The following is a 26,897-nucleotide window of genomic DNA, read 5'->3' as shown; positions in this document are numbered from 1 at the left end:
CTCATCCTTAAGTCCTGGAAACATCTTTGAAATTCTCTTCAAATGCGGCCATTAAGGCCTCTTGGCCGCTTAAGCCTGCTTCGTGAGCCTTGGCAATGTTCTCAAGCATACGTTTGTAATCCAGAGGAATAACCTTGGTAAATCTCTGTGCATAGTTCTTCCAGTCAGCAAGAATTTTCCTGCCCTGAGGACTGTCGGTATACTCGACATGTTTTTTAATCATCCCGTGGAGTTCGTTTAGTTCTTCTTCAGATTCCGGCTTCTCCAGGGATACCATGGACTTGTTGCAGTAAGCTTCATCAAAGTCCAAGAGGTAAGCTGTTCCGCCTGACATTCCGGCAGCAAAGTTTCTTCCCGTTTTACCCAGGATGACCACTTTTCCTCCGGTCATATATTCACAGCCATGGTCGCCCACACCTTCGACGACTGCTTTTACCCCACTGTTCCTCACACAGAACCGCTCCCCTGCTATGCCATTGATATAAGCTTCCCCTGAAGTCGCTCCATAGAAAGCGACGTTTCCGATCAGGATATTTTTCTCAGGCACAAAGTCAGAGGTTTTAGGAGGATAAACCACAATTTTAGCACCTGAGAGACCTTTGCCCAAATAGTCGTTCGAATCTCCTTCCAGTTCCAAGGAGATTCCTTTGGGAGTAAATGCACCAAAGCTTTGCCCGGCCGATCCTACAAAATTAAGCTTGATGGTATCTTCAGGAAGTCCGTCTTCACCGTATCTCCTGGATAGTTCACTGCCGATGATGGTACCGACAACCCGGTCTACATTATTGATTTTAAGTTTAGCCCGGATTGGTTTTTGATTTTCAAGTGCCGGTTTACAGATTCTAAGCAGCTTTTTCAGATCCAGGGTCTCTTCAAGCATATGGTTCTGAGCCTGGGTATTGAACCGGTTAACATCTGCGCCGGCATAAGGTTGAAAAAGAATCTGAGACAGATCCAAATGCTTAGCCTTCCAGTTTTTTATGGTTTCCTTGGTTTTAAGCCGATCCGAACGTCCAACCATTTCGTTGATTGTCCTGAAGCCCAGTTTAGCCATAATTTCACGCATTTCCTGGGCGATAAATTTCATAAAGTTCTCAACATACTCAGGCTTTCCTGTGAAGTTTTTCCTTAGCCTTTTATCTTGAGTGGCTATCCCTACAGGGCAGGTGTTCAGATTACACACTCTCATCATCACACATCCCAGGGCAATCAGTGGTGTTGTCGCAAATCCGAATTCCTCCGCTCCCAGCATCGCTGCTATGACCACATCCCTGCCGGAAAGCAGCTTACCGTCAGTTTCAACAACCACCCTGTCTCTCAGCTTGTTAAGAACCAGGGTCTGATGAGTTTCGGCAAGGCCAAGCTCCCAGGGAAGTCCTGAATGTTTGATGCTTGTTCTTGGCGAAGCTCCGGTTCCTCCATCATATCCGCTGATCAGAATGACATCTGCTTTTCCTTTGGCCACCCCGGCAGCAATTGTCCCTACCCCAACTTCAGAAACAAGCTTAACATTAATCCGGGCATCTCTGTTGGCATTTTTTAAGTCATGAATCAGTTCGGCCAAATCTTCAATGGAATAGATATCATGGTGGGGCGGTGGGGAAATAAGACTGACTCCCGGAGTTGAATACCTTTCCTTAGCGATCTCCGGGTAAACCTTTCGTCCCGGAAGCTGGCCCCCTTCGCCCGGCTTTGCGCCCTGAGCCATTTTAATCTGTATCTCCTGGGCATTCACCAGATAGTTGCTGGTAACCCCAAAACGTCCCGAAGCAACCTGCTTGATAGCACTATTTTTCGTATCCCCGTTGGGCATGAGTTTGAATCGTTCGCTGTCCTCTCCGCCTTCACCGGTGTTGCTTTTGCCTCCCAGCCTGTTCATAGCAATGGCCAGACACTCGTGGGCCTCCTTGCTGATGGATCCGTAGGACATAGCTCCGGTCTTAAATCGTCTGACGATGGACTCCACCGATTCCACTTCTTCAATGGGAATAGTGTCGCCTGAATTAATCTTAAAATCCAGAAGATTCCTTAAGGTGTAGATTTCCTCTTCATTTATCTTTTTAGAATAGCCCTTAAAGAGAGGGTAGCTTCCTTCTCTGCATGCCCTTTGCAGCATATAAATAGTTTCAGAGTTGTAAAGGTGGATTTCTCCGTCATCTTTACATTGGAAATAGCCGCCCACTTCCAGGGAATCCGTATACGGTGAATTCTCATCATAAGCGCTTTCATGCCGCATCTGATTTTCCAGCGCGATTTCTTCCAGCCCGATGCCTTCCAGTCTGGAGGGGGTCATGGTGAAATACTTATCGATAAGCTCCTTTTTAAGACCGACTGCCTCGAAGATCTGGGCTCCGTGATAACTTCTCATGGTGGAAATCCCCATCTTAGTGAGTACTTTAAGCACTCCTTTGACTGAAGCTTTAATGAAATTCTTTTTAGCCTCTGCGTAACTCAGCCCGTCCAAGAGATCTTTTTCAGCAAGGTCTCTGATGGTTTCATAAGCCAGATATGGATTGACTGCCGTGACTCCATACCCGATAAGAGTACAAAAGTGGTGCACTTCTCTCGGCTCGCCGGATTCCAGCACGATTCCCAAATTCGTTCTGATCTCTCTTCTGATCAGGTGATGGTGAAGTCCGGAGGATGCCAGGAGCGCGGGGATTGCCGCCAGTTTCTCACTGACTCCCCGGTCTGAGAGAATAATGATATTCGCTCCTTCACGGATCGCCTTATCCGCTTCTCTAAATACCCGGTCCATTGCTCTTTCCATGGCTTTTGCCCCATCTGAGACAGGATAAAGTATGGAAACTGTCACTGCCTTCAGCCTGCCGCTGTTTAACTGCTTAATGGTCTGCAGCTGTTCATTGGTCAGTATGGGGTGCTCTAAGGCTAAACTGGCTGAGTTTCTTTGATCGGGGTCCAGGAGATTTCCCGTATCTCCCAGCAGCATGCTTCCTGAGGTGACTATTTCTTCCCGGATTCCGTCAATGGGAGGATTGGTAACCTGAGCAAAGAGCTGTTTGAAATAGAGATACAGCATCTGGGGTTTCTCAGATAATACAGCCAGCGGCGAGTCCATACCCATGGCTCCTATAGGGTCGGCACCTTCTACTGCCATAGGCTGAATGGTCATGGTTACATCCTCAAAGGTATAGCCAAAGGCTTTCTGCTGCTTAATCAGGTCTTCCTCTAAAGCCTCTTTCTTCGCAGTCTCAACAGACAGCTCGCTGAGATTGACGATATGGCGGCGGTTCCATTCTTCATAGGGATACATCATGGAGACGGTTTGCTTTATTTCTTCATCTGAGATGATTCTCTGGGCCTGAGTATCGATAAGCAGCATTTTGCCCGGTTCCAGCCTGCCTTTGTAGGCTACATTTTCAGGCTTGATATCAATTACCCCGACCTCTGAAGCCAGGACTACCTTGTCATCCTTTGTGACATAATACCTTGAAGGCCGGAGTCCGTTTCTGTCCAGTACTCCGCCAATGACCACACCGTCGCTGAAACCCATAGCGGCGGGACCATCCCAGGGCTCCATTAAGAAATCGTGAAAGCGGTAGAAGTCCTTTTTTTCTTTAGACATTTGTTCATTCTTTTCCCAGGGTTCAGGGATCATCATCATGACAGAGTGCGGAAGCGACCTGCCGGTAAGGTATAGAAATTCCAGGCTGTTATCGAACATTGCCGAATCACTGCCTGACTCGTCAACGATAGGATAGACCTTCGAGAGATCGTCAAACAGCGGGGAAGAGATGCACTTTTGTCTGGCCTTCATCCAGTTGACATTACCTCTGATGGTATTTATCTCGCCATTGTGAACAATATATCGGTTAGGATGAGCTCTCTCCCAGCTTGGAAACGTATTGGTGCTGAACCTTGAGTGGACCATTGCCAGTGCTGATATAAAATCAAGGTCGGAAAGATCGAGATAGAAATGTCTCAGTTGCTCTGCTGTCAGCATGCCTTTATAAACGATGGTTTTAGAGGAAAGGCTGGCAACATAGAATGTCCCGCCCTTATCTTCACACATTGGGACAATGGCTTTTTCAGCTTTTTTCCGTATGACATAAAGCTTTCGTTCAAAATCCATCTCATCCGAGATGCCGGCATCCTTTTCGATAAAGACTTGAATGAATCTGGGCATCACAGCCTTTGCGCCTTCCCCCACGGTCGTCTTATCGACAGGGACCTCCCTCCAGCCCAGGATCTTCTGGCCTTCTTCCGCAACGATTTTCTCGAAGGATTCCATCTGAGTTTTTCTGAAATCATCATACTTGTGTGCAAAAATCATACCTACGCCGTAACTGCCCTTTTCCGGCAGGTTAAAGCCTAAAACATCGCATTCCCTTGTAAAGAAATCATGGGGTATCTGAATTAATATTCCCGCCCCGTCCCCTGTGTTTTCATCCGCTCCGCTTGCCCCTCTGTGACTTAAGTTTTCCAAGACAGTTAAAGCTTCATCTATGATGTCATGAGACTTCTCACCCTTGATATTCACAACGAATCCCATACCGCAGGCATCGTGTTCTAATGCTGGATCATAAAGGCCCTGTTTTTTTGGCAAACCATAACTTTGCATATTACTCACCCTTCGTTGCGAATTTAATGTTGCATAAAAAAAGCGCTCTCAAAAGAATGCACCTCAACTTAGGTACAAAACTTTTTCGAGCGCCTTTGCTCTAAATTATTAAATTAATTTGGTCTCTGATTTAACTTAACATAAGAACAGCAATGATTCAACTGTTTATACAATATACTCGTTTGGGATTACAGCCAAATTGCAGGTTTTATTGTAACTATACTAGTTTGGGGCAATTGGTAAATTAACCCTTAGGTCTTTAAGCCGCACCTGCAGAGAATGAAAATGAAGAGACTTTCCGGGATGCCTATTCAACGGACCAGTCAGAGAGATTAAAACCTTCCTTGCCTGTGTATCTATCAAATAAGTAATGACGGAAGCGCACGTATTCGTTATAGTCACACTCCAGCCCTTCTTTAGCTAACTCCTCGACCATTTTTTCGAGATCCGGCGGGCAGCCCCAAAGCTGAATCCCCTTTTTAATATCAGGATTGTCCTTATTCAGGTGGCAGGCACACTTGCCAAAAAGCAGGGAATGATCAAAACCTGCTGAGGCTAACTGTTGTTTGCCGCTTACTACTTCGATATTCGGAAAGGACGAGCCTTTAAAGGCTGAGGAGAGCAGAATCAACATAGGATTAAATTGTACTGAACAGCCTGTACAGAGGCTGCTGTCATACTTGCGGATCGCCAGGCCTGTGATGCCTTTCTTCTTGAACCCGGATGGTCCTGTATTATCCTCGGACCACTCAAAATCATATTCAACCAATTTCTGATGATCCGCAATGCTCTCCCCGGCTATCTCGTAGTCCCATAAGTCTAAACTATATCCGTGATTTTCAGCATACCTGGCCAAGTGCGGAACATCTTTGGCGGGATACCCCAGAACAGCGGCTCCCACAAGGTCACAGGCAAAAGGATCACCGGACGTTATGAGCAGACCTTTCGGATAAGCTTTCCCCGTTGGACCGGGGCCTTTTTCAAGGGTATATAATCCATCGATGATGGTCAGAGCGACCGGAAGCTTTTCTATGATGCGGGGGAAGGTCAGACTAAGCTCCCCATTACCCAAACCGTGACAATACCTTTTTGAATTCTTGCTCAGACATCCTTTGAGGTTTTTGATTCCTAAAGACACCTTTGCCTGATTATGGGTTTTGAGAACGGGAAGATTAATAATTTTATCTGCTTCCAGAGCCTGCTTAGCAATATCCAGTTTAAATCCATCACCATAATCCATGGGTACAAACTCTTCCTGATTAAAATCGACTAATTTGACGCCATATCGCTCCTGAAGCTTTTTATAACCCAATGCCCCATAGACTTCATGCCCGGCGGTGCTTAACTTAGGAAGAGAACCTTCACCAATGATCAGGTTGCGGAAACCGTGTTCCGCCAAAATCCGGACTAAAGCACTCATCACACTGCTGGTGGTCACCACACCATAGGGAGGAAAAGGCAATTCAAAATCCCAACTGACAATGTTTGGCTTAATTAAGATGTGGTCATGAACACTTAACCCTGCCAGACCATTACTTAAGCTTAGACTCTCTTTGAGCGATTCGTATACATCTGAAACTTTTACCAGTGACACTACTGCTCTGTCCACTTAAAAATCCTCCAGTCTTAGGTTATTTTCTATCTCAGCCTTAAAAAGCCTTAAACCTCTGATTTGATTCGTAGACTTTTCCTTGCCTGATTAGATACTGCAAGTGTTTTCTGACCATTACCTCTTCAAAAAAACGGTAAAGCTTTTCAGGTTCCGGAAAGCGATGGTATATAATTCTTCGATCCACTAACTCTTCGATGGTTTTAGAAACCCCTAATTGCTGTAAAATTTGTTCTTCCCGCAGTTCAAATTTATTTAAGTATTCCTTTAATCGTTCAGGGATGTTATCAGTGACAATTCCGCTGTGACTCGTGGCTAAAACCTTTGGCTTTAAATTAATCAGACGGCGGATAGATTCCATAAACATTTCCAGATCGGAACGAAGGTTGCCATACCAAGGTCCAAAGGGCGACAGATCAATATCCCCCGAAAATAATACCCCGGACTTTGGTTCAAAGAGAGCAATATGCCCTGGTGTATGACCCGGAGTGTGAATCACCTGCAAACTCACCGACCCAAACCACAGTACATCCCCGTCCTCCAATTCTTCATCAATTTCATAACTGGAAGGGCCGCCGGGAAAAAGAAGGGGGTCCGGGCCGAGGGTTTCGTTCAGTCCGGTATAAGCCTGAAATTGCTCAACCGAACGTAAAGCAGGCGCATCCAGAGTGTGAGCCCAAATCTTAGCCTGTGGAAAATACTTGTTGCCAAAAACATGATCCAGGTGATAATGAGTATTGATAATTACATCTACTTGACCAGAGCGGATAATCTCCTCAATCCGGTCGTGCCCATAACCTGTATCAACCAAAACCTTTGCTTCGGCATCGATCATAAGACCGTTGCAGTAAGGAAACCGCCCCCCCAGCTCACCCTCCACGAAGTACAAATTGGGCAGCAGCTCCGTAAACATGTTTTCTCTCATTTATTTCACCAAGTTTCCCGTCACCGAAAGAAGGCGATGACAAATAGAATGAACTATTACTGAATTAAAAATATTCAGTAATCACAGGGCGCACCTAACCTGTAAGCTATTAAGAATTATTAACACTGCAAAAATCATACCAGCTGATCTGATTTTAAAAACTCCGTTTTTTCAGCAAAATAGACAGTATAAGCGGATACAACTGTACAAAATAGAGACAGGTGTTGTTTCTTAATAGCCTAAAAGTATACACCAAGGAATATATTCCCTGTTAAAGGACAAAATTCCTGGTTAGATCATCATATTTTCAACAATGGCTGAAATGCCTTGCCCTCCGCCAATACACAGGGTTGCCAGACCATATTTTTTTCCCGTTCGACGCATCTCGTTAATTAATTTGATTAAAATAATGGCACCGGTTGCCCCCAAGGGATGCCCCAGCGCAATAGCCCCGCCATTAACGTTGGTTTTGGCAAGATCCAGGCCGAGCTCTTTTATCACCGCCAAGGACTGGGCGGCAAAGGCCTCGTTCAGTTCAATTAAGTCTATCTGATTTAAGCTTAAGCCTGCCATCTTAAGAGCAGCCTGAGATGCGGCCACCGGGCCGATACCCATAATTTGAGGAGGTGCCCCTTTAGCGCCAATCCCAATGATTTTAACCAATGGTTTCAGGCCGAATTCTTTAGCCTTTTCCGGGGTCATCACCATTAACACGGCTGCCGCATCATTGCGCCCGCTGGAATTGCCGGCGGTCACTGTACCGCCTTCTTTAAAGACAGGGGCCAATTCAGCAAGCTGTGCCATACTGGTTTCACGAGGGTGTTCATCCTGCTCAAAAACGGCGACACCCTTTTTGGTTTTAATCTCGTAGGGAACAATTTCCTCCGCAAACAGCCCCGCCTCAATTGCACGCAGGGCACGTTCCTGGCTAAGGAGAGCAAATTCATCTTGTTCCTGGCGGCTGATGTTATATTTCTCTGCCAGATTCTCCGCTGTCAGCCCCATAGTCAAGCGCCCGTAACGGTCCTCCGGCTGGCAGCGGGGCTGGCTCTCAGTATTTGAGTCCAGAATCACGGAGTTGCCCATGCGAAAGCCATAACGAGCGTTCCTCAGATAATAAGGAGCCGTGCTCATGCTTTCCGCGCCGCCGGCCATGATCACTTCCGCCGTCCCCGCCCAAATAGCTTGTACTGCGTTGTTGACAGCTGTCAAGGCGGAACCGCACTGACGATGTACTGTATAAGCAGGTACTTCTTCAGGCATATCCGCTCTCAGCAAAGCCAAACGGGCCAGGTTCGGATTATCACCGCTCTGTTTTGTGTGACCGAGAATAACTTCGTCAACGGCCATTCCCGGAATGCCGGTGCGATCGAGCAATTCGCGCATAACCTTAGCAGCCAAATAATCAACCTCGATATCCTTCAGAGTCCCGCCCACTCTGCCGATGGCTGTACGTACACCGGCTGCAATAACCGCTTCTTGCATTTCCTCTCCTCCTTTTATAAGGCAAATTCCTTTCTTAGCTGACCGGCGATAATGTTGCGCTGAATTTCTGAAGTTCCTTCGTAGATGCGCGCAATCCTGGCGTCCCGATAAAATCGTTCTACCTCGCACTCTCTCATGTACCCCATACCGCCGTGAATTTGAACAGCTAAATCTGCTACCCGGCCATAAGCTTCCGATCCAAAGGTTTTTACAATAGCGGCCTCTTTGATCACGGTTTCTCCCCGGTCAATCTTCCGGGCAACATCGTAAGTTAAGCTCCGCAAGGCCTCAATATCAATAGCCATATTGGCCAAATAATGCTGAATAATCTGATTATCAAAAATAGGCTTGCCAAACTGGACACGCTGCAGAGCGTATTTTGCACTTACTTCTAATAATTTTTCACAAGAGCCAAGATTCCGGGCCGCTAAACCGGCGCGTCCATTGGCTAATATTTTAAGAGCATTGACATAGCCCTGACCCGGCTCTCCCAAGACATTCTCCACAGGAACTTCACAGTCTTCAAAGATAAGTTCTGCGGTTTGAGATCCGTGCAGACCCATTTTTTTCTCATATTTACCGACAGTGAACCCTTTAAAGCCCCGTTCTACAATAAACGAAGTGATACCCTTGCTCCCTTTACTCTTATCCGTTACCGCCATGACTGTAAATACATCAGCTATATCGCCATTTGTAATAAACTGTTTGGTGCCATTTAATATATACTTATCCCCTTTTAACACGGCGGTGGTCTTCATGTTGCCGGGATCTGAACCCGCTGACGCTTCTGTCAGAGCAAACGCTCCAATCAGTTGACCCGCCGCCATTTTAGGCAAGTAACGCTGCTTTTGTTCCTCATTGCCGGCCATCACAATTCCCACACTGCCAATTCCATTGTGACAGCCGATAATGGACACGAAGCAATTGGGACCGCGGCCCAGTTCTTCAAAAATCATCACTTTACCCAGCATACCTGCACCCAGGCCGTCATATTCCTGAGGAATACTTAAGCCAAACAACCCCATCTCCGCAGCCTTATCCAGTAAACTGCGCGGAACCTTGTCTTCTTCTTCCATCTGTTCACCTAAGGGTTCAACCTCTTTTTTAATTAAGGTACGTACTGCTTGGCGAATAATATTCAGTTCCTCATCAGAAACATTCATTGCCGCCCCTCCTCCTTGTTCGCTGAAGGTCCATTTCATCTAATATTCATAAAATCCTTTGCCCGTTTTCCGTCCCCATTCTTTTTTTATAAACTTCTCCGTGATCGTAGGGGAGGGGCGGAAGGCCGGATCACCGGTTTCCTGAAAACGCTCTAAACCTACTATATAAGTAAGATCAATGCCTGTCAGATCCATTAGTCGAAATGGACCCATGGGATGACCCAGGGCAAGGGTGACCGCTGTGTCAATTTCCTCTGGACTTGCTATACCCATATCTACTAAATAAATTGCTTCATTCTTAATGGCGGTAAGCATTCGATTAACGAGAAAACCATAGATTTCCTTCTTTAACAGAACCGGTGTTTTCCCCATGCTGACACATACATCCATTAAGGTTTGCACAGTCTCCTCGGCAGTATGAGGCCCTTTCACGACTTCTACCAGTTTCATAACCAAGGCCGGGTTAAAGAAATGCAGATTGCAGACCTTGTCCGGACGCCCCGTCACATCCGCGATTTTAGAACTGATAATGTATGAACTATTCGTCGTGAGAATGGTATGGGGCGGACATAATCGGTCTAAGTCTGCAAACAACTTGCGTTTAATTTCCAAGCGTTCTATTACCGCTTCTATCACCAGGTCCGCATCACAGGCAGCCTCCGCCAGATTCTTAGTAAAGGCAAGGTTTGCTCCGGCGGCATCAGCCTGGGCCTGACTCAGCTTTCCTTTAGCAACCCTCTCCGGGAGATAGGTTGTTACAAATTGCTCGGCTTTTTCCAGCACCTCCTCATTCACATCCGTGCATTTTACTTCGAAGCCGGCCAATGCCGCGCTTAAGGCAATCTGATGCCCCATATTTCCGGCGCCAACGATGCAGATCTTCTGGATTTTGTGCCCTTCCACATTCATTCCCCCCAGCATAATTTTCTTCGAACTCTTCCCTTGCTAAAGAAACCCTAGGATAATATCTCTTAATCCCAACGGGCCAGGGGAGTACAAAGACAGGTTGTTTATTAACCGGCCTTTAAGCTCTTTCAAAGATCGTAGCAATACCCTGTCCGCCGCCGATACAAGCGGTAATCAAACCAAGCTGAACATCCCTGCGGTTCATCTCCCAGACTAATTTTGTCGTAAGTATGGCCCCGGTTGCTGCGATTGGATGGCCATGGGCAATCGCTCCCCCGTTTACATTTACCTTATCCCAGTCGAAATGAAGTTCGCGGTCCACAGCTAACACTTGAGCGGCGAAAGCCTCGTTCAATTCAATGATATCAATATCAGCCAAGGAAAGGCCTGCTTTGGCCAACGCTTTCCTGGTCGCCGGCACCGGACCGATTCCCATGATATTCGGATCAACACCGGCATAAGCAAATGTGCGTATTTTAGCTAATGGTTTAAGACCTAAGCCCTTAGCTCTCTCAGCCGACATCACCACAACGGCGGCTGCAGCATCATTTAAGCCTGAACTATTTCCGGCTGTAACCGTTCCGCCTGCTTTAAAAACAGGAGGAAGCTTGCCTAAGCCTTCAAGGGTTGTCTGGGGCCGGGGGTGTTCATCTGTATCAAAAACCATTGTCTTACCTTTCCCAACCGGAATAGTAAGCGGCACAATTTGCTCCTTAAACAAGCCGGCTTCCATCGCCCTGCCCATTTTCTGCTGGCTGTGCAGGGAGAACTCATCCTGCTCTAAGCGGCTGATCTGGTAGTTTTCCGCTAAATTTTCTGCGGTGACTCCCATGGGCGGATTGCCGATTTCATTGGTCGAAAGCTGAAACCCTTTGCGGAAGACAGGTCCGGTCTTACTGAAAAAGTCCATGTGTTCCATAATATAAGGCCGAAGAGAACAGCTCTCTGTGCCTCCCGCGATAAAAACGTCGCCCATACCGGCCATCACGGCTTGAGCCGCCAAATTCACGGCGTTTAAACCAGACCCGCACTGACGGTCAATGGTCACTGCCGATATATCCACGGGCAAGCCTGCCTGCAAAGCACTTAAACGCCCTATATTGCCTCCGGCATTGAGACAGTTTCCGAAGAAAATATCCTCTATTTCATTAGGGTCCAAATCGATACGTTTGATCACTTCTTTAATAACTTCCGCCCCATAAATCTCGGGAGAAATCCTGCCTAAAGCTCCTCCTGCACGACCTATGGGAGTTCTGACGGCTGATACTATAACTGCTTCATTCATGTAAATACCCCCTATTAATTGCTCTAAAAGCGACTCAAGCGTGTGTCATCCTGAAGGAGGGACGACAGAAGGGTCCGGATCACTCGTATGTGTAATAGCCCTTTTTGGTTTTCTTGCCCCATTCACCCTTAACAAATTTCTCAACAACCAACGGTGAAGGCTTATCTTTGGGGTCCCGGCTGCTCTGATAGCGTTCCATTGCGGAGTAGTAAGCAAGATCAATACCCGTAAGATCCATCAGTCTGAAGGGTCCCATAGGATGCCCCAGGGCATTCGTCACTGCCAGGTCAATTTCCTGGGGGGTTGCGATTCCCATGTCAGCCAGGAACAAAGCTTCTTGGGCAAGGGCTGAGAGAATTCTATTAACCAGGAAACCATAAATTTCTTTCTTAAGTAAAACGGCGGTCTTGCCCAGCCTGGCGCACAGGTCCATGGTCACCTGGGCGGTTTCTTCGGAAGTATGCGGTCCCTGCACGACTTCGACCAATTTCATAACCAAAGCGGGATTAAAAAAGTGCATGTTGCAAACTTTATCCGGCCGATTCGTCGCATCAGCTACCTGCGAACTAACGATATAGGAACTGTTGGTAGCCAGTATGGCGTGAGGAGGCGCAATCCTGTCTAAATCTGCAAAAAGCTTCCTCTTAATGACCATTTTCTCAACTGCAGCCTCGATAACAAAATCAGCGTCCCCGGCAGCATCCTCAAGGTTTGTGGTAAAGCGAATATTCTCTAAGGCTTGATCCGCTTTTTCCTGGCTTAGTTTTCCTTTGGCCACTCTCTCCGGCAAGTAAGAGCGGGCAAACCCTTCTGCCTTATCCAACATTTCCTGACTAATATCCGTGCATGCTGTTTTAAAACCGGCTAACGCACAGCCTAAGGCAATCTGATGCCCCATGTTGCCGGCCCCAACCACACAAATAGTTTTAACATCCTCTAACTTCAATTTTGTTCCCTCCTTAACTATTCCGACAATAGAACTAAAAAGCCCCTTCCGGGATGTCCATTGCCGATGTATCATAGTCCTTAATGATCTGAGCTGTAGCCATTACATCAGGTACAATATTGCGCAAATAGAATTGAGCCGAGTAAACCTTCCCTTTATAAAAGTCCGTATCCCCAACTCCTTGGGCCAGCTTTTCCTGCGCTGCCAATGCTTGCTGCAATAACAAGAAAGCACAGTAGACTTCCGCCGTAACCCGCAAAACCCTCGTACTATAGAGCGGCACCAAACGGATATTTGCCTTGATATAGCCAAAAACGGTGGCGATCAGCTCTTGATAAGCCTTTAAAGCTTGACTCAGCATGGCGAAATCCCGGGTTAGTTCGGGATTGGCCGAATTCTCCTTAACAAACTCGCCAATTTCCTGCAGCCACTCCTTGAAAACACTTCCCTTGTCCAGGCCAAATTTGCGGAAGACCAAATCCAATGACTGGATGAAATTTGTACCTTCCCAAATGGAATAAATTTTAACATCTCTTGCCTGACGGGCAATGGGGTATTCCTCCGTATACCCGTATCCTCCATGGACTTGAATGGCTTCAGTAATCATCAGCCAGGCCTGGTCGGAGCTGTAGGCCTTAATTAAAGGAGTGATCAGTTCGATATAACGTTTTGCTTTTCGGACATCCTCCGGATCATCACCGAAATTCAGCATATCAACATAGTAATACCCTTTAAAAATCATGGCCCGCAGAGCTTCAAGAGTCGCTTTCTGGGTAAGCAGCATTCTGCGGATATCTTCGTGTTGGATAAGGGGGACCCGGCTTCCTCTGGGATTATCGATAGGACGGCCTTGAATACGCTCCCTGGCATAGGCAACCGCGTTATTATAGGCAACAGTCGCCACAGACAGAGCACAGTGTCCGGTGTCTAGCCGGGATCCGTTAATCATCTTAAACATCTGGGCGATGCCTTGCCCGACCCCTTTTTCATCAGGGGGCGCACCCAGCAAAAAGCCGCGGCATACCCCTTCCTCACCGAAGTTAAGTACAGCTGTAGCAGAGCCTTGAAGTCCCATCTTATGCTCAATTCCCACGGTTGCAACATCGTTTGCTTCCCCCAGGCTGCCATCTTCATTAACCCATAGCTTGGGAACAAGAAAAAGTGAAAGACCTTTGGTTCCGGGAGCTGCTCCGTCGATTCTGGCCAAAACCAAGTGGATAATATTTTCCGTAAGATCGTGATCTCCTCCGGTGATGAAGCACTTGGTCCCTTTGATCTTGTATATCTTAGAGTCCTCTGTGGGGTAAGCCTTAGTTAACATATCCCCTACATCAGAACCACCGCCAGGTTCAGTGATGCACATTGTTCCGCCCCACACTGTCTCAAACAGCTTAGGAGTGAAAAAGTCGATTTGTTCCTGGGAGCCGAAATGCTTGATGACAGTTGCCACACCGCCGGGCAAACCCAAATACGCTACGAAAGCAGGGTTGGCGGCAATCATATATTCATGGACTGCTCCATACAAAAGTGACGGGAGAGAACCTTCACCGTCCACATCCTTGTTGCTGGCCCCCCAGCCATTATCCGCTATATACTTAAAAGCATGTTTGAACGAAGGCGGCAGGGTTACTTTCCCATCTTTAAAGACGGCCTTAATCCTGTCACCGTCGTCATTTGTAGGCGCAACAACGTCTTTACAAACTCTTAGAGACTGGTCAAGAATACCATCCACATCCTCCATGCTGTATACATCCCGAAATCGTTTTAAACCAAGAATCTTTTCTCCATCAAGCCATTCTTTGATAATAAATTTATGGTCACGGTTACTGTATAGAAAGTTGCTGGCCATGACACTCACTTCCTCTTAGCTTAGTTATGATAAAAAATCTCCCGCTTGTCAGAGATAGATTATTTCCCCTTGAAGTTAGGTTTGCGTTTTTCAACAAAGGCCTGCATGCCTTCCTTCTGATCTTCGGTTGCAAACAATAGGCTGAAGCATTTGTGTTCATACTGCAAGCCCCGGTCCAGATCCATCTGCAATCCTTCATTAATGCAGGATTTGGCCATTTGAACAGCTACAGCCCCGCGGGCCGCAAATTTCCCGGCCATCTTCCTGGCTTCAGCTAACAACTGGCCGGCAGGTACCACTTTATTCACAAGACCAATCCGCAAAGCTTCCTCTGCAGGGATAAAATCACCGCTGAAAATCAGCTCTTTTGCTTTGCCGGGGCCAATCAGCCGGGGCAACCGCTGTGTTCCTCCACCGCCCGGCAAAATACCCAGCTTTATTTCCGGAAAGCCAAGCTGAGCATTCTCGGCGGCGATACGCACATCGGCTGTTAAGGTAAGTTCACACCCGCCGCCCAAGGCATATCCGGCAATTGCCGCAATGACCGGTTTGGGCATATTTTCAATTCGATTGAAGGCTATCATTGAGGGTCTGACACTTGAAGATACCTCCACTGCTGTTGCTGAAGCCATTTGTTTAATGTCAGCCCCGGCTGCAAAGACCTTTTCTCCACCCGTGATAATCACTGCCCTGACTGATTGATCAGCCGTTAACTGAGCAGCAGCCTCACCCAATTCATTAAAGACCTGACTATTAAGGGCGTTTAGTACCTCGGGCCGGTTGAGAGTGATTGTGGCAATTCCTTCTTCGATTTCTACCAGAATTGTTTCGTAAGCCAATTTTTCTTACCTCCTCAAATACTTATTTGTCTTACCTGAAATTTACTCTTAGGACTTAACCTTCTCCGAATATTCCGAAAAGCTTACATACCTTTCTACATACAAGAACCATGCCAATTGCCGAAGACGTATTGCAAGGATCAAATTCTGTTCCCGGAATAGCCTGAAAATACACACTTTTTAAAATAAACCCTTAACCCTTATTTATTAATAATGATCCTTTTTTATAAATCCCGATAATACCAGGGGCATATTTTAAGAAGGAAAAATCATCAGTTATGTATACAAAATATACATCTGCTCCATCCCGGCCAGAAAATGTATACAATTAATACACTTATCATTTTTGAGCATTCATCTTATCGAGTATTTCTTTCACAATCTCCGGCACTTCAAAAGGCAATTCCGCGACCCTCGCCCCTGCAAGAGTTAAAGCGTTTACTTTACCCTCATAGGTTCCTTTGCCCCGCTCGATAATGGCACCGGCATGACCCATCCGCTTTCCGGGAGGTGCGCTCTTGCCTGCGATATAGGCAACCACAGGCTTGGTCATCTCCTTGATATACCGGGCAGCTTCTTCTTCCGCGTTACCGCCGATTTCGCCGATTAAAACCACTGCCTTAGTTTCCGGATCCTGCTCAAATTGCTTTAACACATCCACGAAGGTAAGACCAACGACCCGATCCCCGCCCATACCCAGAACCGTCGATTGTCCGATTCCTTGGGCTGTTAAGTTCCCGACAATTTCGTAAGTCAGTGTTCCGGAGCGGGCTACAACTCCCACAGATCCCGGTATGAAGAACTGATTGGGCGGAATGCCCATTTTGCATTTTCCTGAAGACACAATACCAAATGTATTGGGTCCGATCACGACAGCCTTTAAACGCTTTGCATAGGCGACAATCACCATTTCGTCATGAACCGGGATGTGTTCGGTAACCACCACAACAACTTTAATACCCGCTTCAAGGGCCTCTAAAGCGGCATCTTTAGCATAAGCAGCCGGAATAAAGATGACGGAGGCATCAATCCTATGCTTTTCACATGCTGCTCGAACACTGTCATAAACGGGGATACCTTCAATAACGGTTCCGCCTTTTCCCGGAGAAGTACCGGCGATAATCCTGGTGCCGTAGGCCAGCATTTGCCGGGTATGAAAGACACCCTGTTTACCTGTTATGCCCTGGACTAAAACATTTGTGCTTTCATGGATTACAATAGCCAAATCAATTCCCCCCCGCCAGCTCAACTGCCTTTTTAACTGCATCTTGCATGAAATCATAGGCCTCAATACCAATATCCTTAAGAATGACTCTTCCGGCTTCCTGGTTTGTACCAACCAGACGAATGACGACCGGAACCGGGATACCTCTGGTCTTCTTGACCGTAGCCAAGGCGCTTGCGACATCATCACAGCGGGTAATTCCGCCAAAAATATTGATGATAATTGACTTGGGGTTTCTTGATAGAATAAGTTCCAGGGCCTTAGCTGTCCCTTCTGTTCCTGTTCCGCCGCCGGCATCCAAAAAGTTGGCCGGCCGGCCGCCATAATAGGTAATCGTATCTAAGGTTCCCATGGTAATACCTGCGCCGTTGGCCATAACTCCAATATCTCCGTCTAATTCGACAAAGGAAAGACCCAGGTCGTGGGCGGCTTTTTCAGCTTTGGTACGTTCCTCCGCACGGGGCAGATCTGCTTGACGATAGAGAGCCTCGTCATCAATGGTTAGCTTGGAGTCAGCGGCAATAACCCGCCCCTTACTGATCACCAGCGGATTGATTTCAACCAGTTCTGCATCCTTCCGGATAAAAAGTTCGTACAGGGAATTAATGACTTTGACCAATTCTTTACCATGAGGACTGTTCAAAGGGATACCCAGGCTTCTCACCACATCACTCGCCATGAAGTTTTGCATTCCCAGTTCCACATCAAGGTATTTTTTTATGATATGTTCATCCGCAACCTCTTCAATATCCATACCTCCATAGACTGAGGCCATAAGTACCGGTTGTTTAGCTGCTGAATCAATGGTAATTGCCAAATAAAGCTCCCTATCGATTTGAAGCTTTTCTTCCACAAGGAGAATCTCTACCGGAAGACCTTGGATTGTCATGCTCAATAGTTCCTGGGCTGCTTCTTTGGCGCCTTGCGGATTATTGGCAAACTTAATCCCACCGGCCTTTCCCCGTTTGCCTGAGAGAACCTGAGACTTAATGACCACAGGCCCACCTATTTCTTCCGCTGCTTGAGCTGCCTCATCCGGGGTAGCAGCCATTCTCCCTTTCGGCACCGGAAGTCCGAACCTGGCAAAAATCTCTTTGCCCATATATTCGAACAACTTCACTTTCCGATCACTCCTCTCTCAATTAACCCGCCAACCTCTTGCGGCAGCCTTAAGCATAAGGGTTATGTTTACGCTTTATGGGTTAACCGATATCCTGGCTGACCCTGATAAGACCCTCTCCATTTTGTCGTTGATCCCCTCTAAATCACAAATTAAGCTATTTTCCATTCTTGCTTTAACAAATCCATAGAACTTAACCATGTCGCCCGGACGAACCACGCGCTCAAAACGAACCTCAAGTTCACTGATCGTCCCCTCGGAGCCGATCCAATCCGAGAGCATAGCCGCCAGCTGCGCCATGGTCAGCATCCCATGAGCTATCACTCCCCCTAACCCCACTTGGCGTGCGTAATTATCATCCAAGTGAATGGGATTAAAATCCCCTGAAGCCTCCGCATACTGGCGTATTTGCACATGGGTTGGCACCCACTCCCGGACAGGAAGCCTATAATAGACCTCATAATCCAGTAAGCTCCTCATTCGGTTTCCCCCTTTGCCGGGGCAATCAGCGTGGTTCTGGTAGAAAAAACCAACTCACCCGTCTTATCATACCCCTTTGTCCCCAGAACAACAAACCTCATCTTACCAAGCTTACCCACACGATCATAAACATCGTCAATGCGCCGTTGATAGGTAAGGGTCTCGCCTATTCTGAGCTGACGATGGTAAGTAATCTTTTGTTCTCCGTGGATCATTCCGGGCAGAGGTAATTGAATTCCGGGAAAACCGGCCTGCTTTAATGTACACACCAGGGTCGGGGGCAGCTGATCGCTGAACGGAACCCCAATGGCCTCGGCAAACCTTCGCCCCAGCTCAGGCTGAATTTGCCATTGGACAGGCTCAGTCTCAAGGCCAATCAATTCTTTGCCAATCATATGTTTCCTCCTTTCCAATCATCGCGACCGATCAACTTGTATTCAGCTCTCACTATGGAATTCTGCAAATCACCGGCTCATGAGCTGACTTTCATCATCATTAAATAATATTGCAAAAACTATGCCAAAGCTTTTTAATTCCTGACAATGATTCCGTTTCTTGTTGGTCTGTATATTAACGTTAACGTCCTTGTAGTGCGTGACAACTTCCATTACTCATTCCGTCGCTGTGATTTCCCTCCTGGATTGTCCATTTTCTATCATAGTCGAATCTTTAATGTATAGATTACATACATCAATTTTTCAGCGATTGTTTACTTTTATTATATCGTGCCAAATGAGCCATCCTTTAATCAGCTTATTTTTCTGCCCAAGCTATTCCAGCAAACACAATAAAACCATAAGAGAATATCCTCCGCGGAGCCGGCAAAAACACTAAGAGGATGCATCTTTCATTAAAGACACACCCTCTTAGAGTTTTTAAATAGACTTATCAGTCTTCAATACCATATTTACGCAACTTATCATAAAAAGCCCGCCGGGAAATACCTAAGGCTTTCATAGCTTGAGTACGGTTATTGTTATATGTAGCTAAGGCAGATAATATTAATTCCTTTTCCATTCTGCCCACGATTTCCTTCACATCATAGGGTTTTTCCTCAACGCTCGCCCGTTCATCATTTGTCGGAATAATATGCGCGGGCAAATGACGCACTTCAATCGTTGTACCGCCGCAAACAATGCTTGCATGCTCCAACACGTTCTGTAATTCCCGTATGTTGCCGGGCCACTCATATTTTAGAAGAAACCGTTCCGCCTGTGAAGACAGATTTAGTTCATGACCTAATTCACGGGAAAATTTCTTAAGGAAGGTCTTGGAAAGTTCCAGAATGTCATCTTTCCGTTCACGAAGCGGAGTTAGAACGAGAGGCACTATATTCAGCCGGTAGTACAAATCATGACGGAAGGTACCCTTTTCTATCATGCTTTCCAAATCCCGGTTGGTTGCCGCAATCACCCGTATATTAACTTTAATCGTCTTTGTTCCGCCAACACGTTCAAATTCTTTTTCCTGCAATACACGCAATAATTTAGCCTGCATGGTTATACTCATATCCCCTATTTCGTCAAGAAAAATGGTACCGCCGTGTGCTATTTCGAACTTGCCAAGTTTGCCGCCTTTTTTAGCTCCGGTAAACGCTCCCTCTTCATAGCCAAAAAGTTCACTTTCGATCAAATCCTCGGGTATTGCGGCACAATTCACTTTAATCATGGGCTTATCTTTGCGCCGGCTGCAATTATGAACAGCCCTGGCCAGAACATCTTTGCCAACGCCGCTTTCCCCAAGAATTAACACCGTACTTTCAGTTCGGGCCACTTTGGCTGCCAGCACCAAGGTTTCCTTCAAACGACTGTTTTGCCCTACATATTCTTTAAAGGACATAGGGAGATGTTCCCATTGCTCAAGCTGTTCTTTCAAATAGTCCGCTACACCCTTAGTCTGCTGTAATTCACGATTAAGTTCTACTACTTCTGTAATATTTTTGAAGATCGAAACTGCCCCAATAATGTTCTTCCCATTATACAGGGGAAAAGAGCTGCCCACTACAGTAATATTCAGAGATTCCAAATAACCATTACCTCTGCTCGGTTTCCCTGTATGGAGCATTTTAATCGTCGGAGAATCAGGTTCAATTGCATCCAGCCTCCGACCCAGAACTTTGGCAACAGGTACCCCTAAAATTCTTGCATAAGCCTCGTTGGCATAGACGATAGTGGTATCTGAATCGATGACAAGTACAACATCATGGATATTATCCAGGATTTCAAATAAGAGTTCACGATTCCATTGCGGAATAATACTAGTTGTGACAGCATGGGCTCCGGCACTCATATTTATCCCCTCATTTTCCAGCATCTTATGAAAACATTATAAAGGGCACAGAGTTTTAAGTAAAGCCAAACACAAAATATTTTAAACATTCAAACTATTTATACCAAACCCTTCTTACTCAGTGGAGATCCCTTTTTCATGCTTCCCGCCGGATGAGAAACCCTTAGCCAAAACCCTCTGCCTCTTACTTGCGGTTACCTAAAATAAGTCTATGTTGCCCTATTGCAATTAAGACCCACAAAAGACATGCAGAAGAGTCCCTAGGCCCGCAAGCAGGGCAGCTTCGTCCACAGAAGCGAACCCATTTGCATGGAGAGGCGGTAAAAGCCCACAAGACGGTGCGGAGAAACGTAGCCACAGGTTCACATCAGGTACTACCCTGAGGTTTGGCGGAGTCCCGCACCGGCGAGTGGGCCAGCCTCGGAGTGCTGCGGTGAGCGGATGTGGACGAAGCCGCCCGACCCAAAGGATCTATTTTCATCCTCTGCTGGTGCTGCGCAGCGGCATGGGCGACTCTTCTGAAAAAATTTCATTTTGACTTGCTTAAGCGTGGCAAATCCCAGAATTCCTTCTTTAGAGGTACTTCATAAGTGATCTTCATATATTGCTCTTTGTCATAAGTTTGGCCTCTTAAGAGATCAACAAGAAAACGCTCTCCACTTTTTTTGTCTTCAATAACAACCATACGACTAGGATTGCTTTGTGGTCTTTCCAACACTAAAATCTCCTTACCTGTGTAAATTTGAGAGAATACCAATGACTTTAATACAATTCGCTGAAAACAAGCCGATTCCTTCCGCTTCTAAATATATCATGGCCATTCGTGAGATAATATATAATCATAAACCACATGGAAAGCAGGAACAGGTATGGACGTTTCATGGATTCCGCTATTGCCTTTTTTGGTAGTCATTCCTATAGCCATTCTGTCTAAACAGGTTCAGCCAGGATTATTTGCAGGTTTACTCTTAGGCAGCTACCTCCTCCAGCCCGATCTCTTGGGCGGAATTAAAACTCTGATCTCTTACCTTATCAACAACCTGGTTAAACCCAATAATCTTCGTATAATCATCTTTCTCTATGTTTTTGCAGGACTTATTAATCTAACCAAGATAACCGGAGGAATCAAAGGATTTGTTGACCTAGTGGGGCGTAAAGTAAAAACTAAACGCTCCGCTATGCTGCTTATCTGGCTTTCAACCATTGGAACCTTTAATAATCCCAACTTTCGAATTGTAACCGTGGCTCCGATCATGAAACTTTTAAAAAAACGCTTGCCGATTTCTACTCAGAAAATTGGGTTCATGATTGAAGTCACTTCAAATCCAGTTGTTGCACTTGTACCTATAGCAACTGCTTTTGTGGGCTATATGGTGTCTTTGATAGGGACGGCACTGCGGCAAGTTGGCATTAATGAATCCCCCTATAGTGTTTACATTCAGAGCATACCCTTTAATTTTTTCTCCCTTGTCATCATCGGAATAGGAATTTACTATAGCTTCTTTAAAGAAATGAGTGCAGGGATGAGCATCGATTTATCCGAGAACTCTGATGCCCAAAAAGAAGAAGAAGAGTTGCAAAAATGTCTGCAGGCCTTTGAAAAGGAGGTTCCAAGTAAACCCCTCAACCTTCTCTTACCCCTCAGTATGGTCTTAATAATGACCGTCTTCTTAAGTTGGTGGGATGGTCATACTCAAGCAGCCAACTTTTTTGATGCTTTTGTACAAGCTGATACCTTGGCAGCCATGCTTGAGGCTTTATTTATTACCTTGATTTTGGCCTTAGCTTTTTTCTTTATGCAAGGCTACAAGATCTCCAAATTAGTCAATCATTTCATCGACGGAGGAAATGAGTTAGTCTCGGTTATAGTTATGCTCACTTTAGTTTGGGCTTTATCGGCAGTCTCGGAAGATCTGGGTTTCTCAAGCTATATCGCCTCAAATTTGGCTGGTTTTATCCCGCCGGCCTTTATCGCACCTGTTGTTTTTATCTTAGGAAGCTTACTGGCTTACTTTATTGGTTCGTCATGGGGAACTTGGGGAATGTTAATGCCCTTAGCAGTTACCCTGGCCCATCAAACAGGATCTGACATTATTCTTGTCATCGGAGCGGTATTTGCCAGCGGCACCTTTGGAGCTTTCGCCTCCCCTTTAAGTGATAATTCAATAACCCTCTGTGCGATCCTTGACCTGCCAGTGATGGAGTATGCCCGGTCTAAGTTAATGCCCTCATTAATTGCCGCCGGAATTACCACTATTTTATTTGGAGTTGCATCATTCTTTATTTGAGGGGGGACTCTTCTGAAGCCCATACAATCCAGGAAATCAGCCAATTAAGATCCGCTCTTCCGGATATTTAAAATCGGCTGCTGACTTCTCTGCTCTCTGGGAAAGAAAGAATCCTAAGGTCAAAAGCCCGACTCTCCCCATAAACATAGAGACAATAATGACTACTTTGCCGGCTGCCGACAATTCCGGTGTGATTCCTAAAGAAAGGCCCACGGTTGCTAAAGCAGAGATTACTTCAAACAGCAAGACAAACACATCAGCACTTTCAGTTATTGTAAGAATTGACGTCATACTGAAGGTCATAAAAATTGCCAAAGCCGTAATTGCCCAAGCCTTCTGAATGTCAGCCTTAGGAAGGGTCCGCTCTCCTAAGACAACATGGGGATGACTTTGAAAGGTATTCAAGACTGATAAAACTATGGCCAGGAACGTCGTAGTTTTAATTCCCCCTCCCGTTGATGCAGGAGAAGCCCCGATGAACATTAGCACCATCATGGTCAGCAGCGTCGTATCCCTCATGCTGGCAATATCAACCGTATTAAATCCGCAAGTCCGGGTCACGGACTGAAAAAATGCAGCCATGACTTTTGTTCCCGCAGGAAGGCCCCCTAAGGTGAGGGGATTGGTCATTTCCAACAAAAAAATAACTCCGGCGCCAATAACAATAAGGAATCCTGAAACTTTCATGACTGTCTTGGAATGCAGGGTTAATTTCTTTTTGGGATAAGTATAAAGATTGGCTAAAACCGTAAAACCCAATCCTCCTAAAATTATCATCAGCATTATCACACTATTAGTCACAGGGTCCTCCACTTGAGACATCAGATTAGAGGATTGGCCAAAAATGGCAAAACCTGCGTTATTAAAGGCTGAGACGGCATGAAAAACTCCATAATACAGAGCATTGCCCCAGCCTAAATCACCCGCCCAACGCAGGGTTAAAATCAAGCATCCCACAGCCTCAATGATGAAAGAGAATGAGATAACAGACTTAGCCAAACGTACTACACCTTCCGTTGACACTTGATTCAAAGCTTCTTTTAATAATAAACGCTCCCTGAGGGTGATTCTCCTCCCCAACATAATCGCAAACATTGCCGCAAAAGTCATAAAACCAATTCCGCCTACCTGAATTAAGAAGAGAATGACTAATTGTCCGAAAATCGTAAACGTTGCCGCAGTATCTACAACCACTAATCCCGTAACAGAAAGTGCCGAGGTTGCCGTAAAAACTGCATCTAATAAAGGCAAGCCCCCGCCATCCTTTGTTGAAATGCTTAAAGTAAGGAGCGTACTCCCTAATATTGCAAACAAGATAAACCCCATCACTAAAATTCGAGAGGGAGTCATTAATCTTCCAAATCTGTTCAATACCTTTTCCTCCAAGGTCGTAACTGTTGCTTTATTCTATGGTTAGTCAGGTAAACGTAAAAGCGCTTTTTTATTACAAACAATCACCAAAATATCCTTTTCTTCAATGACATCATTGGCACCCGGTGCAATAAGAATCTGATCCATACCTCGTTTGATGGCTACCACATTAATTTTATAAATTGCGCCTAACCTTAAAGTCCCTATGGATTGATTAACAAACTTGGCCGGAGCAATTACTTCAAAAATACTGTAATCTAAGGACAGATCTATGAAATCCATAATATTGGTTCTAATTAAGTTGTTAGCCAGGCGGATCCCCATATCTTTTTCCGGATAGACGATTTTATCGGCTCCGATTTTCTCCAATACTTTCCCATGCTGAGCCGTTTGGGCTTTGGCAACAACATAAGGTATTCCCATTTCTTTGAGCATAAGAGTGATAAGTATATTCGCTTCCAGATCATCCCCCATGGCGACAACAGCTACATCCAAATTCCGAACTCCTAAAGCTCGAAGAGTCTCCTCCTCGCGGGCATCGGCCTGTACCGCTTGGGTAACATCATTCATTATGTCATGAACGGCATGTTCATTTTTATCTAAGGCAAGAACCTCGTGCCCTAAGGCAGTGAGTGTTTTAGCCACACTAGTCCCGAATCTTCCCAGCCCAATCACCGCAAATTGTTTGCGCATTCATTTATCCCCCCAGGAAAATAATTTGTCAGATCTAAAATCCTTCTTAATTTGTCCAAAAGAACCTTATCTATTTATCCTGCCAGACAATATGCATGATAAAAAAACCAAACTATGGTTATACTCTATATCATCGATGTGCATTATCAAGAAGTTACTCTATGTTCCTCTCCTGAAATGATATCGATATCCACTACGAGCTAAAGAGGTGTTTTTATGTTTAGTGACAAGATTCTAACTTGTCGGGATTGCGGTCAGGAATTTGTTTTTTCAGCGTCGGAACAGGAGTTTTATGCTGATAAAGGGTTTACAAACGAGCCTGGAAGATGCCCTCAATGTCGTGCTGCTAAAAAGGCACAGACCAGGTCTTCCGGCGGATATAACAATAACCGTCAGGAACGCGAAATGTTTCCTGCCGTCTGTGCTTCCTGCGGAAAAGAAACAACAGTACCATTTCGGCCCTCAGGTGAGAAGCCGGTCTATTGCAGAGAATGCTTCCAATCGACTCCACGCAACAATTGGTAGAAAAGAAAACCTCCACAGTTAAAACACCTGTGGAGGTTTTCCTTTCCCAATCCTCACTAATATTCAAGTCTTTTAAAAAATAAAAACCTCCCCGGTTTAAGACCTTGAAGGCTGTATCGTTCAAAAAATCCTTGATTCTTATTATAGTCTTATTGATTTTATAGCCTTATTGATTCAAAAAACTAAGATAATCCCCATAACCCTCTTTCGTCAGTTCTTCTTTAGGAATAAAACGCAGAGCAGCCGAATTGATACAGTATCGCAATCCGGTAGGCAAGGGACCATCATTAAAGACATGTCCAAGATGTGCCTCGGATTTAGTACTCACAACTTCTGTCCGCCACATTGAATGACTAAAATCCGTCTTTTCTTTAACCACTCCCAGCTGGATAGGTTTAGAAAAGCTGGGCCACCCACACCCCGAATCAAATTTATCTCGGGAACTAAAAAGGGGCTCACCAGTTATCACATCCACATAAATCCCCTCTCTATCATTATCCCAGTATTCATTCTGAAAAGGGGGTTCGGTAGCTTGATTTTGAGTAACATCGAACTGTATCGCTGTTAGTTTAGATTTCAATAGTTCTTTTTCCTTATCCGCACTCCAATGTTCATTAATAAAAGTATCCCGTCCTGACCCTTGGCGATATGCACCATATCTTAAAGGAAATTTCTTATAATAGCCTTGGTGATAATCCTCTGCAGGATAAAACGCTGTAGCCGGTAAAATTTCTGTAACGATAGGATCCTTGAATCTTCGGCTTTTTTCAAGGGCCTCTTTTGACCTTTCGGCTAAGCTCTTTTGCTCCTGATTATGATAAAAAACTGCTGTTCTATAGGGTTGACCTAAATCAACAAATTGCCCTCCAGGATTAGTAGGATCAATCTGTCTCCAAAAAACCTCCAGCAATTGGGTGTAGGATACGGCATGGGGGTCGAAAGAAACCTGCACGGCTTCATAATGTCCTGTCTTTTTAGTGCAAACATCCTCATACGTCGGATTCTCCTGAGTCCCCCCAGTATAACCTGATAAAACTTTAAGAATACCAGGCAATTCCTCAAATGGTTTTACCATACACCAAAAACAGCCTCCGGCAAAGGTAGCAAGTTGGTATTCGATATTATCCATGATTCTTCCTCACATTCTATTCGTAATCATTTAATCACTAGTACTCATTTCCGTCCTATTGAGATAAAAGCACCAATTCCTTAGAACTTATTATATTATCTATACTATTGTTTGATATAATTCAATAAACATACTCATTTATTTTAAATAAGTTGCTCAGAAAGTACTCAAGTTCTACAACAAGCAGC

The 26,897-nt window shown here is 45.6% G+C and carries 21 protein-coding genes; 2 read left to right on the top strand and 19 right to left on the bottom strand.

The window, feature by feature from the left end; genetic code table 11:
• Positions 1-7: 7 nt before the first annotated feature.
• From gltB to DESYODRAFT_RS03670, 16 genes are all read right to left on the bottom strand, one after another.
• Positions 8-4,582, bottom strand: coding sequence for a glutamate synthase large subunit (gene gltB, locus DESYODRAFT_RS03745; protein ID WP_007779597.1), 4,575 nt, complete (start codon positions 4,580-4,582; stop codon positions 8-10).
• Positions 4,583-4,889: 307 nt separating this feature from the next.
• Positions 4,890-6,191 carry a DUF362 domain-containing protein gene (locus DESYODRAFT_RS03740; RefSeq protein WP_007779594.1) on the bottom strand — a complete coding sequence of 434 codons (1,302 nt, stop codon included), beginning with the start codon at positions 6,189-6,191 and terminating at the stop codon, positions 4,890-4,892.
• A 40-nt stretch (positions 6,192-6,231) separates the two neighbouring features.
• Positions 6,232-7,116: an MBL fold metallo-hydrolase gene (locus DESYODRAFT_RS03735; protein ID WP_157137104.1), complete on the bottom strand. Its 885-nt coding sequence runs from the start codon at positions 7,114-7,116 to the stop codon at positions 6,232-6,234.
• Positions 7,117-7,407: 291 nt separating this feature from the next.
• Entirely contained in the window at positions 7,408-8,601 is a 1,194-nt protein-coding gene (locus DESYODRAFT_RS03730) for a thiolase family protein (protein WP_007779589.1), read from the bottom strand.
• A gap of 14 nt (positions 8,602-8,615) precedes the next feature.
• A complete protein-coding gene (locus DESYODRAFT_RS03725) occupies positions 8,616-9,764 on the bottom strand; it encodes an acyl-CoA dehydrogenase family protein (protein ID WP_007779587.1) in 1,149 nt (382 codons plus the stop codon).
• A gap of 39 nt (positions 9,765-9,803) precedes the next feature.
• Positions 9,804-10,685 carry a 3-hydroxyacyl-CoA dehydrogenase family protein gene (locus DESYODRAFT_RS03720; protein ID WP_282433046.1) on the bottom strand — a complete coding sequence of 294 codons (882 nt, stop codon included), beginning with the start codon at positions 10,683-10,685 and terminating at the stop codon, positions 9,804-9,806.
• A gap of 103 nt (positions 10,686-10,788) precedes the next feature.
• Positions 10,789-11,955, bottom strand: coding sequence for a thiolase family protein (locus tag DESYODRAFT_RS03715; RefSeq protein WP_007779584.1), 1,167 nt, complete (start codon positions 11,953-11,955; stop codon positions 10,789-10,791).
• A 79-nt stretch (positions 11,956-12,034) separates the two neighbouring features.
• Positions 12,035-12,901, bottom strand: coding sequence for a 3-hydroxyacyl-CoA dehydrogenase family protein (locus DESYODRAFT_RS03710; RefSeq protein ID WP_007779582.1), 867 nt, complete (start codon positions 12,899-12,901; stop codon positions 12,035-12,037).
• Between the two features lie 34 nt (positions 12,902-12,935).
• The gene (locus tag DESYODRAFT_RS03705; RefSeq protein WP_007779580.1) at positions 12,936-14,750 is read right to left on the bottom strand and encodes an acyl-CoA dehydrogenase family protein; all 1,815 of its coding nucleotides are present in this window, start codon (positions 14,748-14,750) and stop codon (positions 12,936-12,938) included.
• A 59-nt stretch (positions 14,751-14,809) separates the two neighbouring features.
• Positions 14,810-15,589 carry an enoyl-CoA hydratase/isomerase family protein gene (locus DESYODRAFT_RS03700; protein WP_007779577.1) on the bottom strand — a complete coding sequence of 260 codons (780 nt, stop codon included), beginning with the start codon at positions 15,587-15,589 and terminating at the stop codon, positions 14,810-14,812.
• A 340-nt stretch (positions 15,590-15,929) separates the two neighbouring features.
• Entirely contained in the window at positions 15,930-16,814 is an 885-nt protein-coding gene (gene sucD, locus DESYODRAFT_RS03695; RefSeq protein WP_007779575.1) for a succinate--CoA ligase subunit alpha, read from the bottom strand.
• Position 16,815: 1 nt separating this feature from the next.
• Positions 16,816-17,934 (bottom strand): ADP-forming succinate--CoA ligase subunit beta, encoded by a 1,119-nt coding sequence (gene sucC / locus DESYODRAFT_RS03690; RefSeq protein ID WP_007779573.1) that lies wholly within the window; start codon positions 17,932-17,934, stop codon positions 16,816-16,818.
• 75 nt (positions 17,935-18,009) lie between these two features.
• The gene (locus DESYODRAFT_RS03685; protein WP_007779571.1) at positions 18,010-18,414 is read right to left on the bottom strand and encodes a MaoC family dehydratase; all 405 of its coding nucleotides are present in this window, start codon (positions 18,412-18,414) and stop codon (positions 18,010-18,012) included.
• Positions 18,411-18,809 carry an FAS1-like dehydratase domain-containing protein gene (locus DESYODRAFT_RS03680; protein ID WP_007779568.1) on the bottom strand — a complete coding sequence of 133 codons (399 nt, stop codon included), beginning with the start codon at positions 18,807-18,809 and terminating at the stop codon, positions 18,411-18,413. Before DESYODRAFT_RS03680 ends, DESYODRAFT_RS03685 begins: the two co-directional genes overlap by 4 nt.
• 493 nt (positions 18,810-19,302) lie before the next feature.
• On the bottom strand, positions 19,303-20,703 hold the full coding sequence (locus DESYODRAFT_RS03675) for a sigma-54 interaction domain-containing protein (protein WP_007779565.1): 1,401 nt from the start codon (positions 20,701-20,703) through the stop codon (positions 19,303-19,305).
• Between the two features lie 529 nt (positions 20,704-21,232).
• On the bottom strand, positions 21,233-21,421 hold the full coding sequence (locus tag DESYODRAFT_RS03670; protein ID WP_007779563.1) for a hypothetical protein: 189 nt from the start codon (positions 21,419-21,421) through the stop codon (positions 21,233-21,235).
• A 151-nt stretch (positions 21,422-21,572) separates the two neighbouring features.
• Between DESYODRAFT_RS03670 and DESYODRAFT_RS03665 the strand changes: the two genes are divergently transcribed.
• Entirely contained in the window at positions 21,573-22,991 is a 1,419-nt protein-coding gene (locus tag DESYODRAFT_RS03665) for a Na+/H+ antiporter NhaC family protein (protein ID WP_007779561.1), read from the top strand.
• A 36-nt stretch (positions 22,992-23,027) separates the two neighbouring features.
• On the opposite strand, the gene DESYODRAFT_RS03660 is transcribed toward DESYODRAFT_RS03665, so the two are convergent.
• Entirely contained in the window at positions 23,028-24,362 is a 1,335-nt protein-coding gene (locus tag DESYODRAFT_RS03660) for a TrkH family potassium uptake protein (protein WP_007779558.1), read from the bottom strand.
• Between the two features lie 42 nt (positions 24,363-24,404).
• A complete protein-coding gene (locus DESYODRAFT_RS03655) occupies positions 24,405-25,055 on the bottom strand; it encodes a potassium channel family protein (protein WP_007779556.1) in 651 nt (216 codons plus the stop codon).
• 216 nt (positions 25,056-25,271) lie between these two features.
• On the opposite strand from DESYODRAFT_RS03655, the gene DESYODRAFT_RS03650 reads away from it, so the two are divergent.
• Positions 25,272-25,580 (top strand): zinc-ribbon domain containing protein, encoded by a 309-nt coding sequence (locus tag DESYODRAFT_RS03650; RefSeq protein WP_007779554.1) that lies wholly within the window; start codon positions 25,272-25,274, stop codon positions 25,578-25,580.
• Positions 25,581-25,746: 166 nt separating this feature from the next.
• Here the strand turns inward: DESYODRAFT_RS03650 and msrB are convergent, their stop codons facing one another.
• The gene (msrB, locus tag DESYODRAFT_RS03645; RefSeq protein WP_007779553.1) at positions 25,747-26,709 is read right to left on the bottom strand and encodes a peptide-methionine (R)-S-oxide reductase MsrB; all 963 of its coding nucleotides are present in this window, start codon (positions 26,707-26,709) and stop codon (positions 25,747-25,749) included.
• Between the last annotated feature and the right edge of the window lie 188 nt (positions 26,710-26,897).

Origin of the sequence: Desulfosporosinus youngiae DSM 17734, from assembly GCF_000244895.1 — a bacterium.
Lineage (GTDB): Bacteria > Bacillota > Desulfitobacteriia > Desulfitobacteriales > Desulfitobacteriaceae > Desulfosporosinus > Desulfosporosinus youngiae.
Note: the sequence above shows the minus strand (reverse complement) of the source record. Positions and strands in the feature narration are given on the sequence as shown.

Coding starts and splice junctions, on each gene's coding strand:
- gltB (WP_007779597.1), bottom strand. CDS start 4,582: ATGCAAAGTTATGGTTTGCCAAAAAAACAGGGCCTTTATGATCCAGCA.
- DESYODRAFT_RS03735 (WP_157137104.1), bottom strand. CDS start 7,116: ATGAGAGAAAACATGTTTACGGAGCTGCTGCCCAATTTGTACTTCGTG.
- DESYODRAFT_RS03730 (WP_007779589.1), bottom strand. CDS start 8,601: ATGCAAGAAGCGGTTATTGCAGCCGGTGTACGTACAGCCATCGGCAGA.
- DESYODRAFT_RS03725 (WP_007779587.1), bottom strand. CDS start 9,764: ATGAATGTTTCTGATGAGGAACTGAATATTATTCGCCAAGCAGTACGT.
- DESYODRAFT_RS03720 (WP_282433046.1), bottom strand. CDS start 10,685: ATGCTGGGGGGAATGAATGTGGAAGGGCACAAAATCCAGAAGATCTGC.
- DESYODRAFT_RS03715 (WP_007779584.1), bottom strand. CDS start 11,955: ATGAATGAAGCAGTTATAGTATCAGCCGTCAGAACTCCCATAGGTCGT.
- DESYODRAFT_RS03705 (WP_007779580.1), bottom strand. CDS start 14,750: ATGGCCAGCAACTTTCTATACAGTAACCGTGACCATAAATTTATTATC.
- DESYODRAFT_RS03685 (WP_007779571.1), bottom strand. CDS start 18,414: ATGAGGAGCTTACTGGATTATGAGGTCTATTATAGGCTTCCTGTCCGG.
- DESYODRAFT_RS03680 (WP_007779568.1), bottom strand. CDS start 18,809: ATGATTGGCAAAGAATTGATTGGCCTTGAGACTGAGCCTGTCCAATGG.
- DESYODRAFT_RS03675 (WP_007779565.1), bottom strand. CDS start 20,703: ATGAGTGCCGGAGCCCATGCTGTCACAACTAGTATTATTCCGCAATGG.
- DESYODRAFT_RS03665 (WP_007779561.1), top strand. CDS start 21,573: ATGGACGTTTCATGGATTCCGCTATTGCCTTTTTTGGTAGTCATTCCT.
- DESYODRAFT_RS03655 (WP_007779556.1), bottom strand. CDS start 25,055: ATGCGCAAACAATTTGCGGTGATTGGGCTGGGAAGATTCGGGACTAGT.
- DESYODRAFT_RS03650 (WP_007779554.1), top strand. CDS start 25,272: ATGTTTAGTGACAAGATTCTAACTTGTCGGGATTGCGGTCAGGAATTT.
- msrB (WP_007779553.1), bottom strand. CDS start 26,709: ATGGATAATATCGAATACCAACTTGCTACCTTTGCCGGAGGCTGTTTT.